The organism is Pseudanabaena cinerea FACHB-1277 (assembly GCF_014696345.1).
Lineage (GTDB): Bacteria > Cyanobacteriota > Cyanobacteriia > Pseudanabaenales > Pseudanabaenaceae > Pseudanabaena > Pseudanabaena cinerea.
Window position 1 is genome coordinate 95139 of sequence record NZ_JACJPY010000007.1, and the last position, 17284, is coordinate 112422.

The window sequence follows — 17284 nt, forward strand, 5'->3', positions numbered from 1 at the left end:
GAAATTAGTAAGACCTTAATAAAAACATCTAGCCAGATTAATTTAAACCCATAGATTCCCTTGATTTGCCCTGTGTTTGCCCTGAGCTAAACCGTAGAATAGCGATCGCAGCCCGAAAAAATACCCTATAATGCCAATAAGCAAATTAACAAACACTTTAAAGCTGTGAGACTTTCGGGCGAAGCCAACACTATTACGGCATCGGTTTTACGCTGTGATGAGGTCATTCATACCTTGCGCCAACAGCGTGAGGCGATTTGTGTTTTTCATGTTGCATCGCTGTTTTTGTTTGGATCGGTGGCACGAGATCAGGCTAAGGCTAGTAGTGATGTTGATTTATTAGTTGAGTTTTCGCAGCCTGTGGGTTTGTTTACGTTGGCTCGATTGCAAATTTATCTTGAAAAATTATTGGGTTGTGCGATCGATTTGGGTACGCCTGACTCACTCAAGCCCTATATACAGGATTTAGTAATAGAGAGGGCAAAGCGCGTTTTATAGATCTTTACGGCAACGATTACAGGAAATAATTATCACTGAAGATTTGCCACCATTGATCGTGTGGGTTCAAGAATTGATTGAAAATGTTTAAACAGGGATTGCTATTATGAATTTAAATGAATTTATTCTAAAAATCGCGAAATCAAAATTACTGAACCCAAAATATATTCCAACACTTATTGCTGTGTTTGGAGAAGAAGGTCGTGGTAAATCGATTGAAAAATGCTGTGAAGAATTTCTCAAAGATAGCAATGGTAACGTTCAGCCAAGACAGACAACCGATAGCTACCTAAAACAAATATATGAATTCTTTTGGCAAAAGCATCCAGAGTTAAGCCCTGTAGATGGTAATAGAAAGAGAAAGGTATTAACCGACTATTTGGTGGAGTTATATGAAAAGCAGGAAAATAAGGACGGAAACAGTGATCGCCCCTCAACCCCAACTAATCCCCAAAATATCCCTAATCCCGAATCAATCCCAGAATTAACAACCCTTGAGTTTATTGGACGCGATCGCGATCTGACTAATCTCGCAAATCTCAGCAGACAAGCCAAAATCGTCTTAATCAAGGCTGGGGCGGGTGTAGGCAAATCAACCCTAGCGCGTGAGTTTTTGCAGACGTATTTTAAGAAAGTGATTCGGCTCGAGATGGGTTTGGAGTCGGGGAACGTTACGCCTGCGGAAGAGAAGGTGTCGCAAATCTTACGGAAAGATTTTGATGAGGAGCCTAGTCGGGATTTTGGGATTAATTTGGATATTTTGAGAGAGAAGTTAGCGGATCGGGCAAATCCTATTGGAGTGCTAATCGATAATCTCGAACCTGCGTTAGATGAAAATTATCGCTTTCGGGAGAAGTTGCGCGGCTATGATGCTTTGTTGGCGGTGTTGGGCGATCGCGATGTCTCTTCGTTTACGCTGATCACCAGTCGGCGATCGCTGATTACTCCACGAGCGAGGGTACATGAGTATTCACTGGAGGGTCTAGACATTACAGCATGGCAGCAATATTTCCATGATTGCGAGAATGGGGCAGATTCTGAGGCGTTATTGCAGATGTGTGTTGCCTATAACGGGAATGCAAAGGTAATGGATATTCTACATGGTGCGATTAAAAACCGTTTTGATGGCAATATTGGAGCCTATTGGAGTCGATACAAGGATGCTTTGTTGGCAGATTCGGAACTAGAGACTTTGATTTCGGTGGAAATGGATTGGTTGCGAGATAATCAACCTAATGCTTATAAGCTGCTTTGTCGGATGGGTTGCTATCGCTATCAGGATGTAAAAACTGTTCCTTTTGATGGGTTGATTTGTTTGTTATGGGATGTAGCTGAATCTCAAAGAATTGGGGTTGTAAATTATCTGAGTAAAACTTCTTTGATTGAAGCTAAAGGCGAATACTATTTACACCCTGCTGTTCGTGAATTCACCAAATTGCGCTTATTAGAAGATAAAATCAATTGGGAAATAGTAAATCTCAAAGCAGCAGAATATTGGGAATCTACAATTGTAGATAAAACTTTTTTACAAAACCATTTAAATGTTTTTGAAGCCTTTTATCACTATTACACAATTGAAAATTATAAAAATGCTTTTTTGATTTTTATTGAGAAGACAAATATAACTGGTTATGAAAGAAACCGATACGCTTACTTAAGGTTTTGGGGGTATTCATCACAAATAGCTAATTGCCTAAAGAAACTGATAGACAAATTGGAGGGCATAGATAAAACTCAATTATTGGGGACAATTGGAGCGTGTTATTATTACAATACTGACTATAAACTAGCTATTGAGTTCTTTGAAAAAGCTAAATGTTATGTTGAATCGGAATCAGATTATTGTCATCAAAGACTACACTCAGACTGCCATAACTATTTGGCTCGTTGTTATCGTCATCTTGGAGAGTTTAATAAAGCTATCCAGCATTGCAATATTGCTTTGAATAATATTGATAAAATAAATCTACTAGAAGAAGAAAAAATCAAAAAAGAAAAACACTATCTAGAAAGAATGAAAAGTAGTATTTTTCGATCTTTTTCTTCTATCTATCATGATTTATGTGAATATGATAAAGGTATTTCGTACGCTGAGCAGTCGTTAAAATGTTCAAATCATTCAAGTAAATTAGAAGTTCTGTATAGAGAATCTGGAGATTCTCTAGCTTACAAGTCTTTGTCGCTTTATGCTCAAAACAATTCTAGTGAAGCTATTGATACTATGCTTCATGCTATAGAGAACTTTGAAGTAGTTAAAGACTATCTCTCAGAAGGTTACGCAAGATGTTATTTAATTAGATTTTACTTGAAAACTGATTTGAGAGAAGCGCAAACTCAGATACTGAGGGTTCAAGAAATCTGCAATAGAGGCTGCAAACCGATAATGTTCCAAGCTAGGTTTTGTGGAAGTAAAGCTCTTTTTTACAGACAAAATTTTTATCTTACCCAGGAAAGAAAATATTTAAATGATACAATTAGCCAACATTTAGAATGTATTAAGCTGTTGGATAGAATTCAAGTTAAATCTCAACTTGCAGAAGAGTATTTCCAGCTTGCTCTAACATATCAGGCAATAGGCGAACATAACCAAGCAGAAGAATATAAAGCAAAAGCACTAGAACTTTTCGCACAAATGGAAGCGCCGAAACAAATCGAGAGAGTTAACAAAGCCTTTAGAGGAAACATACAATGAATACTCAATTAGTGGATTCGATCGCCCAGTTAATCAAATCCCTCCCCGAAGAAGATCGCTCATTACTGAGGGACAAGTTACTAACTGACCTCTTCATCCCAATTTCCAACACCCAAACATCCCCATCTCAAAACATACAACTCGAACCACCCAAACAAGAACCTAACTTAAACCTAGCCAATGTATCAACCCTAAGCGATCAGCAAGTAATTGCCCTCACCGAACTTCAGATGGAACCATCTCAAGATCAAAAATTAAGTCAACTTTTGCAGACCCAACAAGAAAGAACCCTGACCACCGCCGAGCAGTCCGAGCTAGAAATGTTAATGGAAATTTATCAAGCAGGACTGCTCCGCAAAGCCCAAGCCCTAAATGAAAGCGTCAAACGTGGACTAAGGCAACCCTTAAGCGTATGAGTAGCAAAATTTCCGAAGAAACTAGAGCAAGGGTTCGGAAGGCAGCAAAAGATTGTTGTGGCTATTGCCGTAGTCAACAAAAATATGTTTTGGGAATGCTAGAAATCGATCACATTATTCCCAAATCCCAAAGTGGCACTGATGACGAAAAGAACCTATGGCTTGCTTGCCGATTATGCAACAACTTTAAAGGAACTCAAACCCATAAACAAGATCCAGAAACAGGTCGTCTAGTGCAATTATTCAACCCACGCACTCAAAAATGGCATCGACATTTTGCTTGGTCAGAAGATGGCACACATATTGTCGGGCGTACAGCTTGCGGTCGCGCCACAGTTCTCGCTTTGCAGCTTAACAATACCTGTGCATTGATGGTCAGACGCGAATGGATTAGCGCAGGTTGGCATCCTCCAAAAGAAACTTAGACTAAAATCAATTAACAAAGCCTTTGAGCAAGGAGCGATAAAATGAATCCAAGTTTAGTCACAAACATTAATCTTCCTTTGTCACAGATTCGAGAATTTTGTCAACGTTGGCAGATAGTCGAATTTGCCCTCTTTGGTTCCGTCCTACGCGATGACTTTCGCCCTGATAGTGATATTGATTGTCTGGTAGTATTTGCACCTAACTCACAAAATAGCCTTCTAGACTTAGTGACAATGGAATGGCAACTAGAAGATATATTTCATCGTAAAGTTGACCTAGTTACCAAACAAGCAGTTATAGACAGCCCAAACTGGATTCGACGCAAAGCAATTTTAAATACTGCACAGGTGATTTATGAAACGCGATCCAGCCTATCTGCTTGATATTGCCACAGTCTGTTCTAATATTGCTGAACTGATGGAAGGAGCTACCAAGCAACAATTTTTAGCATAAAAGCGCATTCACTTTTCGGTTGTATACGAAATTGCGATTTAAGAGAATAGTTAAGCGCATGAGTAACACAAAGATGTTTGATACAATCAAAGCAGCTTTCATGAAAAATATTCACTAAGGTAAATGTAATGCCCCTATTAAACCTTGAGTATATAACCAACCAAGAAGGACAACCCACCGCCGTTGTCATCCCCATCGAGATTTGGCGGCAACTTTTACCCATCGACAACTTCTCTCTAGAAAATCTTAGCGAAGCCATAGAAGATTATTGTCTCCATAAAGCAATGGATGAAGGTAAAAACACTCCTCTTTACTCCCGTGCTGAAGCTCTAGCTTTTTTAGAGGATTAGATTGGAAGACTAAAATGGAAGTAAAGTACCGCCAGTCATTTTTAAAAGACCTCAAAAACCTGAAAGGCTCATCAGTATATCAACGCATCTATGAAATTGCCTTTACAACTTTGCCTGAAACTCAGAGCTTGCAAGAACTATCGAACATAAAAGCCATGCAAGGATATTCAACCCGTTACCGTATTCGAGTCGGTGACTATCGCATTGGCATAGAAATTTCTGGCAATACAGTAGAAGTCATCCGCACATTACACCGCAAAGAATTTTATCGTTACTTCCCTTAGAAAATGACCGTTTTTATCACAGCTAACAAAGCCTTTGAGCAAGGATGTAAGAAATGAATACAACTTTAAATCATATCCAGCCAACATTGCACGAATTAAAGCTAGGCTTAAAGGAACTATATGGCGATCTTTTCGCGCCAATAGAAGCGCCGAAACAAATCGATCGCGTTAACAAAGCCTTGGAGCAAAGAGCGATAAAATGAATGCCCATATAGGGATTTGGGTGAAAGCCCTACTTCATCAAAAAGTCGCATCTTGTCGCTGCATAAGTCAGATCGTTTAATTGGCTTCACCTACTTACCCATAGGAGCGTCACCTATTTATCCACAATTTCTTTACAGATCTTCAAGAAATAACAACCTTACAAAATGCTAGAGACTGCCTGCCTATTTCTATCAGCAATTGCCAACCATCCAATTTCTGCACCACTAAACTTGAAATTAAATAGCGGCGATCGCGCTCTATTGATACTCTATGATCAGCTTAATTTAGAGGCTTTTCCAAAGGAATTGCTCGCGCAAAAGCCACTGATTATATTTGTAGAATCCCGAAAATATGCAATGGTCATACCGCACCACAAGCAAAAATTAGTCTATATTCTTAGCACTCAAAGGCATTTTGCGATCGCCTGTCACCAGCAGGGCTTTCCTGTATTAAACCTATTTACAGAAGGCTTTCATGCCGATGCTATCGATAGCCTGTTAGCTGAGTATCCTCACTTGGCGCTTACCTATATGCAGCCGTCGGAATGGGATACGCGATCGCAATTTGAGTCCTTAGCACATAAGTTTAATGGTCGTGTCCAGAAAATTGCCAATAGCTTTTTTATTGCTAATGCTGAGAAATATAAACCTAAGATTAAAAAGGGCTATCGCTTAGAGACTTTTTATCGGGAGCTTCGTAAGCAAACTGGCTACTTGATGGAAGGGGACAAACCGATGGGTGGCAGTTGGAACTATGACAAAGAAAATCGTAAGAGTCTGCCCAAGAAAATTGTAATCCCTGAAATTCCTGAAATTGCCCCAGATGCTATTACCCAAGAAGTAATTGACTTGGTGAAAAGCTATTTGCCAGATGCCTTTGGCAACTTAGACAGGTTTAGTTATGCTGTCACCCGTGAGCAAGCTCTGGACTTAGCGAAATTATTTATGCAGTCCCGTTTGGCTAACTTTGGCGCTTATGAAGATGCGATCAAAACAGGAGAGCCATTCCTTTTCCATTCGGTGCTGTCGGTCTATCTAAATAACGGCTTGCTGATGCCTCAAGAAATATGCGAAATGGCGATCGCCGCCTATGAAGATCAAAATAATTTAGATCAAAATAATTTAGTACCTCTAAATTCTGTAGAAGGATTTATCAGGCAAATCCTTGGTTGGCGTGAGTATATTCGTGTTTATTATGAAGCGCAGATGCCCACTGCCCGCACGCAAAACTATTTTGGATTTACTAATAATTTGCCACAGCTTTATTGGAATGCCGATACAGACTTAGCCTGTATGCGTGATGCGGTGACTAATGTTTTAAATTATGGCTATTCCCATCATATTCAGCGCTTGATGGTACTGAGTAATTTTAGTAATTTAACGAATACCGATCCACGACAACTAAATCGATGGTTTTGGCTCGCCTATATCGATGCCTATGAATGGGTCGAGTTGCCCAATGTTTTGGGAATGTCTACTTTTGCCGATGGCGGAATTCTAGCTTCTAAGCCCTATGTTTCGGGCGGCAATTACATCAATAAAATGAGTGATTGTTGCGCCAAATGCAAATATGACGTTAAAGAAAAAGTTGGCGATCAAGCCTGTCCGTTTAATTATTTGTATTGGCATTTTGTGGATCAACATCGCGACAGCTTTGCCGAAAATGGGCGTGTGTCGCTGATGGTCAATACCTATGACAAAAAAACTGATCCAGACAAGCAAGCCATTCGCGATTCAGCAGTTAAGTTTATCGCTTCGCTAGATTCTGATAAAATGGTGCAGCCACTTTATCGGGATTTGGCTAGATAAGCCTGCTCAAGCGCTGACATCAGTTCTTGGATTTGAATAGGCTTACTGATATAGTCCTGCATTCCAGCTTCTAGACAGGCATCTCGATCGCCTTGCAGGGCGTTAGCAGTGAGGGCAATAATCCAAGGCGGGCGATCAAATTCTTGATGTATTTTTTTTGTGGCAGTGAGTCCATCCATTTCAGGCATAAATACATCCATCAAAATTACATCATAGCTCTGAGAATGCAGGGCGGCGATCGCCTCTTTGCCATTAGCCACCACATCAGCCTCATAGCCTAAACGCTTGAGAAATAGAATTGCTACCCTTTGATTAACTTCATTATCTTCAGCCAATAGAATATTTAATGGAATTCTCGTTGCTAATTGTTGATCGAAAATTGTGGGGGAGGTAGATTTGAGTGATAACCTTGGGGAGTTATAGTTATAAACCCTGAGTAGGGCGCTACAGAGATGCGATCGCTTAATCGGTTTGGCGACAAAAGCCATCATTGGATCATCTTTGATCGGCGCACATTTACAATTTGGGGTTAACAGGATCAAGGGAATTTGTGTCAGGTGCGATCGCAATAACACTGGCATTTGGCATTGATTGAAATTGGGAAGAGCGACTTCTGATATGGCTCCTGAACCCTGATAATAAACGGGGATACAAGCATCAACGATCGCAAAATCAAAGTTCTGCCCTTGCTTCAACCAAGCGATTGCCTCTTGGCTAGAGTTAGTAACGCTCGGTTGCATTTTTAAACTCTTGGCAAAAAATACTAACTCTTGACAGGTCGTTATATTGTCTTCAACAATTAGCAACCGCTTACCCGCTAAGTTGAGGAGCGAGTCTCCATTGATATTATTGATGTTAATGGCATTGTCACTCCAAGACTGGGGAGCGCCATGGGCGACTTCGGCAATGATTGTAAAGGTAAAGGTTGAACCAACATTGATTGTACTTTCGAGGCTGATCGTGCCACCCATGAGTTGAGTGAGGCGATTGGCGATCGCTAATCCTAGCCCTGTGCCACCATATTGGCGTGTTGTCGAAGAGTCAACCTGACTAAAGGGTTTAAATAAGCGATCGTATCGCTCTTGGGGAATGCCGATACCTGTATCTTGGACAGTAAATACTAGTTGGCAAGAAGGTGGGCAAGAGGTTGGCATCAGCTCGGCGCGATTGCTCGGCGCGATCTCTGTCTGTAGCAATCGCCGCGACACTTTAACACTAACTTCCCCCCTATGGGTAAATTTGATCGCATTACTCAATAAATTAATCAAAACTTGCCGCAGCCTAGTAATATCGCCAATAATTTGCTCAGGTACATCCTCCTCAATACAGTAAGCCAGTTCTATCTCCTTCGCATTTGCCGAAACAGCCAAAATCTCCAAGGTGTTTTCAATACATTCACGAATGTTTAATGGGCGTGCCTCAAGACTAAGATGACCAGACTCAATTTTAGAGAAGTCTAAAATGTCATTGATAATCGCTAAAAGGTTCTCACTGCTGAGCTTGACAGTCGCGGCAAATTCTTCCTGTTCAGCATCTAGATTAGTCTCTAGCAACAGGCTGGTCATGCCGATTACGGCATTCATCGGGGTGCGAATTTCATGGCTCATCGTGGCTAAGAACTCGCTCTTGGCACGGTTGGCAGTTTGGGCAGCTTCCATTGCTTGCAACATTTCCATCTGTGCCTCTTGGCGCTCGATGTGCATAGCGATCGCTGAAGCGGAAATTGTCAGCAAACTAACCTCAGTATGTTCGCGGAGACGGTCATTGTGATAATCGAGGCAGCTTAGAAATCCCCAGAAGCGCCCGTTTGCCATAATTGGCATGATCAAAATCGAGGCGAGGGATTTGTCTGTGAGAATATCTAAATCTTCGTTAGCGATATTACAAAGGGCATAGTTAATGGTTTCGCCATTGATTAATCTTGATAGCCACTGCGATCGCGCAAGTTTTTGAATGAACCGCCAAGTCTGGGGCGGGGTGGGCTTGGCTATGCCTGTTGATCGCCAATCGGCATAGAGATCGATTTGATAGCGACCATGACCAAATACATCAATCCAATTGCCTTGATGAGTTTCTGGGCGATCGAGATCGATGTCATGATCATTGACCACTTGGCAGGCAAACATTTTCATGGAGTCAAAATCTGATACTTTACCAATTAGCGACAAGATATGCCCATAGTCTTTAAAACTAGAATGGTCAGCTAGTAGATAACGCTGCACATTCACCAACATTTCTAGATAGCTCTCCCGTTTTTCTAGAGCCGCGATCGCTAACTTCCGTTCCGTAATGTCCGTATTTACACCCACTAAGCGCAAAATATTCCCTTGGGCATCCCACCGTCCTATCGCATGGCTGAGAATCCACTTATAACCACCATCAGCACAAAGCATCCGATATTCAATTGAACAGCGTGGTATTTTACGCGAAAAATAATCTGTCTGCAATTGCAGCATCTGATCGTGATCATCGGGGTGAATGAAGCCCAAGTAGTCAAGAGGCTGCTCAAGATCAACATCTTGGGATAAACCCAGCATTGTGTACCAACGTTCAGAACGGAAAGTGACATTTGTCTGCATATCCCAGTCCCAGATCCCATCATTGGTAGCTTCGATCGCCAATTGCCAACGCTCTTCACTCTTTTGCAGAGCTTGCTCTGTATTTTTAATATTTGTAATGTCGGTAATAATTCCATTCCAAATAATGCAGCCATCCCCTTGCAATATGGGCTGCGATCGCCCAGATAGCCATTTCACCTTGCCGCTAGGGGGCTGAATGCGATATTCATAAATCCATGGCGACAGGTCACTAGCTGAATTTTCTATAGATTGCAACAAGTCGGTGCTATCTTCTGGCAAAGTGAGGTTAATAATTTGATAGACATCGGCACAAATCTCTTCCACTGTAATTTCATAGATATCGTAAGCACCCTGACTCATAAATAGGACCGAATAATTGCCATCGCGATCGCGGCAAAACTGATAGACAGCCCCTGGAATTGCGTCAGTCATTTTTTGCAGTTGCTGTTTGCTTTGCAATAATTCCCTGGTGCGTTCTGCGACCCTTTCCTCTAGCCATAAATTGGTTTGCTTGATTTCCTGAAATTTCCCCCGCAGAGCTTCCGCCATCAATTGAAAATTTAGCCCCAAACTATCAATTTCCCTTAGTTTGGTTTCTTGCCATGCTAAGTTGGTTTGCTGGACGAGATTATTGGACAGATCGGAGGTGAGATAGATCAGCTTATTGATGGGCTTAATCAGACGGCGACTAATGGCAGTGGCGATCGCGGTAGCGATAAAAATAATTACCACCACAATTGCCAGAATGTACACATATAGATTTTCTAAAAGATCAATAAACTCCACAGGCGATAGCTGCACGGCGATCGTCCAAGGGGCTTGATTGCTCAGGTTAGCCCTTTGAATGTAATAGGATTTGCGCCATCGGATCATAATCGCTGCCCCTTTAATGCGAGGCAGCCAATGCACTTGATTTGCTCGAAATGGTCTAATTTCACCCAATAATTCGGGATGCCAAATACTACCGCGTTGGTAATTCTTAAAGCCTTGGGAATCGGTATTCGCGATAATTTCCTGCGATCGCCCCAATAGTGCTGCTTCAGCTTGCCAAGGCGAGGTACTTTTAATTAGGTGATTTTGGGGCTTATCCAAACTGATTTGCCCAATCACAGCACCTTTAAACTGATTATCTGAAACAATCGGCACAATAATATCGATATGTGACTGATTAAAGATAGTTTCAGTATGAATATCACTGACGATCACTCCCATGGTCGACTTTGCCTGTTGCCAAAACTTGTAAAAGGAAACTAACTGGTTGGCACTTTTTAACGATGATTCAGGAATGACAGGATAAGCCGTAATTACATTGCCTTCTGCATCGGTGATGTAGATCCGATGAAATGCGACATTGGTTCTGGCGATCGTTTCTACGGCAAATTGGGTTTCGAGGAGATCTCGATCTGTGGCGATCGTTGCCAATTTATTCAGGGTCAGCATATTGCGATTGTGCCAATCCTGTATCTGGTTCACGACATCGGTGGTGCTGGAATTTAATTGGGTGTGAATTTGATTGTGGATGTAGTCTAGAGCCTGATAGCCCGTTAAAACAGCAATGCTTAAAACTGGAAAAAATACAAAGGCAATCAGTAAATTGAATAGCATTTGCTGAATTGGACGGCGATCGCTATTGCCGTCCTTAGAAATCCCATCTTTATACCTGACATATAACCATTGGCGCAAAGGCAGGTAATCTAGCAACAGGTGCGCGATTAGGGTATTAAATGCTCCGTTTACTGCCTGCTTTAGCACCACTAAGATCGCCGAAAGGGTACTAAATTTGAGAATAAAGAAGTACGAGGCAAAACATAGGGGTACACCCAAGCAAATCCAATAAAACAGCACCAGCAGTACCATATTCGACGATTGCCCCCTTTGGCGATCGCGCCTGATTCCTAGCCCCACCCACAAGGTTTCTAAGACTAGTAAAATTCCTGCATAGGGCTGTCCCCAAATCACATAGGTATGAACACTAGCGATCGCTGATACCGCTAAGCCCATGGGTAAGCCATATAAATAAGTGGCAATAAAGCTAAAAATACTGCCAAATAAGAAATCCACGCCAAAAAATAGCGGTAATCGCCCGTAATTTCCTCCATAGGCCATCATTGACAATAAAATCAAGATCCCCCAATAATAAAAACTTGACTTTTTGCTTGGTGAATAATGGTTAAATTGCGACAATTTTGGTGATTTATCTAATATCCAACTAAATAAATTAGGCATCGGCACTTTTAGAACTAAATAACGATATAGCGAAATAGAGATTCCCTAGACAAATCCATAACCCCAAATATTTCCTAAGCAATATTTCCTAAGCAATAGGGCTTGCAGAAGGGGTTTTCAGCGCTGTGGTTTTCGTGTCCCCGAATACTGGTGTCGGATCTAGCCCCGTAACTAGATGAAAATGCAACGGTGAAACCTTAGTATTAATAATACTATTTTCCCATGTTTTTAAAAGTTGATGCGATCGCTCTAAAAAATTAACACCGCGCACAATGGGAACAGTTTGCCAACTCTCAGACAAAACTTGTACTAATGCTAACTCGATCTGTGGTGGTGCATAGGCTTGCAACAGATCTTCTAAGTAGTCATCAAAATCTGCATTGTCTTCACCCTCTAGCTGGTAGCTATCGACAATGTATCTGACCCTTTGGCGGCTGATTTTTTCCCATATTTCCATAGCAGTTTACGGGTTGAGATTTTGATATTAACTTGATATTGACTAATAATTATAAGTAGGAAGGCTTAATTATTTGTAGGATGCGTTAGTGCAACGTAACGTATCAATTGCTTAAAGGAGATGCGTTACGCTATCGCTAACACATCCTACTTAAGTGGAATAGGATTGTCGTATACATTATCATGATAATTGCGTAAGAATAACTACAAGTGATTATTAAGGACTGCCATAAATGATCCCTCAGAAATTACGCTTAAAGAATTTCTTGAGCTATCAACAACTTGCCTTAGATTTTAGTGGGCTGCACGTAGCCTGCATTTGTGGCGCGAATGGGGCGGGTAAGTCTTCACTTTTAGAGGCGATCGCTTGGGCAGTTTGGGGAATGAGTCGGGTGGCGAGTCAGGATGATGTGATTCATGGGGGCGCGAAGGAATGTCAAGTTGATTTTACATTTATTGCAGGTGGTGAAATTTATCGGATTATTCGCACGCGATCGCGCAACAGCTCCACATCTTTAGAATTTCAGGTGCAGAGTGCAGGCAAGTTTAAATCTCTGACCGAGCGCAAGGTGCAGTCAACGCAACAGGCGATTATTTCCCATCTAAAAATGGACTATGAAACCTTCATCAATTCTGCCTATTTGCGCCAAGGTCGTGCCGATGAATTTATGCTCAAACGCCCAAGCGATCGCAAACAGATCTTGGCGGATATGCTCTCCCTATCGCAATATGATGAATTGTCAGAAAGGGCGAAGGAAATTGCCCGCAATAGCAAAGCAGAAATTACGGTTCTAGAGAATTTATTGGCGCATTTGCAGGGGCAGATTGTGGCGGGGGAGGCGATCGCACCACAGTTGGAGATCTTGCGATCGCAATTAACGGATTTGCAATCATGGGAAAGTCGCGATCGGCAAAGGTTGCAAATTGTGGAAGAGCAACAAAAACGCTATCAAAGCCTATTACAGCAGTTAACTTGGCTACAGCAACAGCATAGTTCTCTCAGTCAAAATCTCGCACAGATGGAGCGTCAGTTAGCCAGTTACACCAAGCGATCGCAGCATTTAGAAGCTTATATTGCCCAGCGATCGGCAATTTTGCAGGACTATGAACGCTATCAAGGCATTTCTAGTCAAGAGGCGGAGTTAGAGGGCAAATTTCAAAAATATCAACAACTCAGCGATCGGCGTGGTGAATTTAGCCATAAACTCGCCAGTCTTCAAAGCGAACTCAAAGGACAGTTGCGCCACTATCAAGCCCAGTTAGAGAGTTTGACACAGCAAGAAAAGGAACTGCAAACCATTCTCGCGCGATCGCCAGAAATCGATGCCGCAGTTTTAGAACTGCACAAAGCGCGGGCAATCCTGCAAGAATTTGATCGCCTCCATGCTCAATCAACGCCCCTAGTGCATCGCCATCAAGTCCTGCGCCATCAGTTAGACCGTGAGCAAACCCGCCTCTCTGCCAAGTTGGAAGAACTATTGGCAAAACAAGAACTATTGCGATCGCAGGTCAAAAACCATGAGCAGTTACTGAGCCATGCCCAAGAGCTAGATCGCCAAATTACGCTATTGCAAAAAAAGCAGGTCTATCAACAGCGTGTCCATGAGAAGGGTTTGGAACGGCGCGATTTTTTGGAAAGATTAAAAACCCGTCTTGCTGATAGCGAAGCCGCTTTTAATAAATTAGAAGCAAAAATGCGTCAGTTGACCGTCCCCAATGCGCCATGTCCATTATGCGATCGCCCCCTCGATGCTAACCATTGGCAACTAGTCCAACAAAAACACCAACAGGAATCACGCAATCTGCAAGCGGAAATTTGGCTGGTTAAAGAACAACAAGCCGCTTCTAATTGCGAAATTGAAGTATTGCGCGAAGAATATCGCCATCTCAAAAAAGAAATTGCGCCCTTAAATGACCTGATTCAGCGTAAGGGAACTTTGCAAGAAAGACTCAAGGCGATCGCGGAGGCAAAACAAAGACTGGCAAATATTGATCGTGAAATTGAGGAGTTAAATCATTCCCTGCAACATCAAACCTATATGCCCGAAGCTTGGGAAGAGATGACACTAATTGAGCAAAATATCCATAAATTTGCCTATGATGAAAAAAACCATGCCCTAGCGCGGGGTGATGTGGAACGGTGGCGCTGGGCAGAGGTCAAGCTTGCAGAACTAAAAAATGCTCAACGGCAAGCCGAGAATCTTACTCAAAAAATCCCCGATCTGCAAACCAAAAGCCAACAGTTGCAAGAGCGGTTAGTTAAAAATTTGATTGATTTGGAAGTGCAGCATGAACTGGAACAATGCGATCGCGCCCTGACCCAATTGGCATATGCCCCTGATCGCCATCAACAACTTCGCAATCAAAAACAAGAACTAACCGCCGCCTTATTGAAATATCAAGAACTTAACCGTGCCGAACAGGAATATCCCGAACTTCAGCAACAGTTACATCAATTACAACAAAATATCAATACTGCCCAACAGGAACTACAAAAAATCACCCATCAAATTACCGAACTGCAAACCCAAGTTCAAGCGTTGCATGGCAACCATGCCAGCGAAATTAATACCATCCATCAAAATCTCCAAAACTGGCGATCGCAAATGGATAGTTTGCTTGCCCAAATCGGCAGTCTCCAACGGTCGCAACAACAACTAGAACAAAGCCGCCAACAACATCAAGCCACCCTCGCCCAAATTGAAACCACGCGCCATCGGCAACGCATTCACACAGAGCTCCATCAAGCCTTTGGCAAAAATGGCATCCAAGCCCTAATGCTGGAAAATGTCTTACCGCAAATTGAAGTGGAAGCAAATCAAATTCTCGCGCAACTCAGCGATCGTCAATTAAATGTGCGCTTCATCACCCAAAAATCTGGTAAAAAAAGCGATCGCCTCATCGAAACCCTCGACATCGAAATTGCCGACACCAAAGGCACAAGACCCTACGAAACCTATTCAGGCGGCGAAGCCTTTAGAATTAATTTCGCGGTGCGCCTTGCCCTCTCCCGCGTGCTTGCCCAACGCAAAGGCAGCAGCCTCCAAACCCTAATCATCGATGAAGGCTTTGGCAGTCAGGATCAATTAGGATGCGATCGCCTCGTCAGTGCCATCAATGCGATCGCGCCCAATTTCGAGTGCATTCTCGTAATTACGCATATGCCCCAAATGAAAGAGGCATTCAACACTCTGATCGAAGTATCCAAAACCGATGCAGGTTCAATGGTGCAGTTAATCGGCTAGTCCATTTGTGCTGATTTGCAGTCCATCTACGCCTGTGAATAAATCCACCTTGTATGCGGCGCTGAGTCAGAAAGGTTAGGGGAGCAACCAATTCCTTGGGCTTCGGTGATGGGAGAGTTAGTTTACGGAAAATAGCGATAAATTTCCTTGCGATGCAAGACCCTACAAAATGTAACAGTTTCTCCATTCAGGATTACGCCAATTCGATAATCTCCTACTTTGATTCGATAGGCATTTTCATATCCCTGTAATTTTTTGACATTTTTGATGTCTGCTAACCCAGCAAGTTTGGGAATCTCCTCAAATACAAGGGTGTTTATGGGTTTGAAGTAAGGGGTACTTCTCAGAGCTTTAAGTTCTTTGAGAAAGCTGGGAAGGTAATTTACGTTCATTCTCTTTCCATTTCGGCAAGGGCTTCTTGGAGACTAAGCGGCTTTTCATCTTTAACTTCTAGCATGGCATGGACTAGCCCTAAGTCTTCAATGGCTTCGACAATTGTAGGATCTTGGGAATGATTTTCTGATTCTGACGTGACGCTTTCACGAAATAAACGAATAATCTGCAAAAGGTTTGACCAATATTGCTCAGGAATTTTGTCTAGCTCATTGGCTAGTTCTTCGGCAAATACAGTTGGGCTATTGGTTAACATCTTTTCATCACTCTTAAATGCAAAGTATTTTTTAGACATAAATAGCTAAGGTCAGTAAAGCGTTTAGCATCCCCTTACTTTTCTAACAATACTCAGGATTTCACCTCTGCCTATAAATGCGCCATAGTACGCTAGAAGAACTGAATCATAACTAGCCTCAAAGTTTTGAGATTTAGGAATAGTAGTCACATATAGATGCTGACCACCTAAAGGATGGCTGTAGTGATAGACATAATGACCATCGTTTAGTTTGCCAACAAGAGTAGAACCTTTAAAGTCGCCTCTAGATAAGCCAACTACTCCACAATGACTAGACCTCAAAAGCTCGTCTTTTAGGTCACGGATATTTTGAATCATAGGATTGCTTGTAAATGGATCGTGATCAGTAAACATATGGGAAACACTTTGCTTGGAATAACCTGTGTACCCAGTAACATAATAAGCAAAATGTTCACAATTGCGATGCCCTAAATGATAGTCAATCCCTGTGGTCATCTCTCTAATTCTCTGATTAATCAAAGACTCACTAGCTCCTGTGCGTTGCTCTAGAGTAATTTCTTTTAATTCTCCATCACTACCTAGCGATTTATATTCTGAGCCAGATTTAAATAATTCTTTTGTAAAAACATGACCTTTGCCGCCCATCCAAGACATTCCATCCCAAGGTCCCCACTCTACTATTTTTCCATCGCCAATATAAACAAAGAAATGTCGAGTATGAGCAAATAACTCAACCGACAAAATATCTCCTACCTGAAATATCATTTTAAGGATTACTTGTAATATAAAACGTAATTTAGTATATATTAAATCTAATAAACAATAACAATTGATCAAGAGGAAAGCAATAAAATGTGGGACTTACAGCCTGTTGAGGCATTAAGGGGTACAATGGAAAGAAACAGAAAAGCAGGAAAAAAAGAGCTATGCCAGCATATTCCCTAGATTTCAGAAAGAAGATCGTAACAGCCTACGAAGCAGGAAATACATCAATCCGC

15 protein-coding genes are annotated in these 17284 nt (G+C 41.9%); 10 read left to right on the forward strand and 5 right to left on the reverse strand.

Going from position 1 to position 17284, the window contains the following annotated elements; all coding sequences use genetic code 11:
- The first annotated feature begins 165 nt into the window (after positions 1-165).
- The 9 genes from H6F44_RS04140 to H6F44_RS04180 all read left to right on the forward strand — a co-directional run bounded on the left by H6F44_RS04140 (position 166) and on the right by H6F44_RS04180 (position 7131).
- Positions 166-498, forward strand: coding sequence for a nucleotidyltransferase family protein (locus tag H6F44_RS04140; RefSeq protein WP_322096163.1), 333 nt, complete (start codon positions 166-168; stop codon positions 496-498).
- Positions 499-604: 106 nt separating this feature from the next.
- Positions 605-3190, forward strand: a complete 2586-nt coding sequence (locus H6F44_RS04145; protein ID WP_190349684.1) for an ATP-binding protein — start codon at positions 605-607, stop codon at positions 3188-3190.
- Entirely contained in the window at positions 3187-3606 is a 420-nt protein-coding gene (locus H6F44_RS04150) for a hypothetical protein (protein WP_190349685.1), read from the forward strand. Before H6F44_RS04145 ends, H6F44_RS04150 begins: the two co-directional genes overlap by 4 nt.
- Positions 3603-4031, forward strand: coding sequence for an HNH endonuclease (locus H6F44_RS04155; RefSeq protein WP_190349686.1), 429 nt, complete (start codon positions 3603-3605; stop codon positions 4029-4031). The genes H6F44_RS04150 and H6F44_RS04155 overlap by 4 nt, the downstream gene beginning before the upstream one ends.
- A gap of 42 nt (positions 4032-4073) precedes the next feature.
- Positions 4074-4415: a nucleotidyltransferase family protein gene (locus H6F44_RS04160; RefSeq protein ID WP_190349687.1), complete on the forward strand. Its 342-nt coding sequence runs from the start codon at positions 4074-4076 to the stop codon at positions 4413-4415.
- 198 nt (positions 4416-4613) lie between these two features.
- On the forward strand, positions 4614-4835 hold the full coding sequence (locus H6F44_RS04165) for a hypothetical protein (RefSeq protein ID WP_190349688.1): 222 nt from the start codon (positions 4614-4616) through the stop codon (positions 4833-4835).
- A gap of 14 nt (positions 4836-4849) precedes the next feature.
- Entirely contained in the window at positions 4850-5119 is a 270-nt protein-coding gene (locus H6F44_RS04170; RefSeq protein WP_190349689.1) for a type II toxin-antitoxin system RelE family toxin, read from the forward strand.
- A gap of 53 nt (positions 5120-5172) precedes the next feature.
- Positions 5173-5322: a hypothetical protein gene (locus H6F44_RS04175; RefSeq protein ID WP_190349690.1), complete on the forward strand. Its 150-nt coding sequence runs from the start codon at positions 5173-5175 to the stop codon at positions 5320-5322.
- A 165-nt stretch (positions 5323-5487) separates the two neighbouring features.
- A complete protein-coding gene (locus tag H6F44_RS04180; RefSeq protein WP_190349691.1) occupies positions 5488-7131 on the forward strand; it encodes a cryptochrome/photolyase family protein in 1644 nt (547 codons plus the stop codon).
- Here H6F44_RS04180 and H6F44_RS04185 read toward each other — a convergent pair.
- Positions 7110-11834, reverse strand: a complete 4725-nt coding sequence (locus H6F44_RS04185; protein ID WP_190349692.1) for a response regulator — start codon at positions 11832-11834, stop codon at positions 7110-7112. The two genes, H6F44_RS04180 and H6F44_RS04185, sit on opposite strands and share 22 nt — an antisense overlap.
- A 190-nt stretch (positions 11835-12024) precedes the next feature.
- Positions 12025-12393, reverse strand: a complete 369-nt coding sequence (locus tag H6F44_RS04190; protein WP_190349693.1) for a hypothetical protein — start codon at positions 12391-12393, stop codon at positions 12025-12027.
- Between the two features lie 232 nt (positions 12394-12625).
- Here H6F44_RS04190 and H6F44_RS04195 point away from each other — a divergent pair, with 232 nt between their 5' ends.
- A complete protein-coding gene (locus H6F44_RS04195; protein ID WP_190349694.1) occupies positions 12626-15637 on the forward strand; it encodes an AAA family ATPase in 3012 nt (1003 codons plus the stop codon).
- Between the two features lie 122 nt (positions 15638-15759).
- Here H6F44_RS04195 and H6F44_RS04200 read toward each other — a convergent pair whose 3' ends face one another.
- Genes H6F44_RS04200 through H6F44_RS04210 form a run of 3 tightly spaced genes read right to left on the reverse strand, consistent with a single transcriptional unit; the run spans position 15760 to position 17051 of the window.
- The gene (locus H6F44_RS04200; protein WP_190349695.1) at positions 15760-16029 is read right to left on the reverse strand and encodes a type II toxin-antitoxin system RelE family toxin; all 270 of its coding nucleotides are present in this window, start codon (positions 16027-16029) and stop codon (positions 15760-15762) included.
- Positions 16026-16325 carry a hypothetical protein gene (locus H6F44_RS04205; protein ID WP_242016434.1) on the reverse strand — a complete coding sequence of 100 codons (300 nt, stop codon included), beginning with the start codon at positions 16323-16325 and terminating at the stop codon, positions 16026-16028. Before H6F44_RS04205 ends, H6F44_RS04200 begins: the two co-directional genes overlap by 4 nt.
- Before the next feature lie 24 nt (positions 16326-16349).
- Positions 16350-17051, reverse strand: coding sequence for a lecithin retinol acyltransferase family protein (locus H6F44_RS04210; protein ID WP_277874103.1), 702 nt, complete (start codon positions 17049-17051; stop codon positions 16350-16352).
- Positions 17052-17284: the final 233 nt, after the last annotated feature.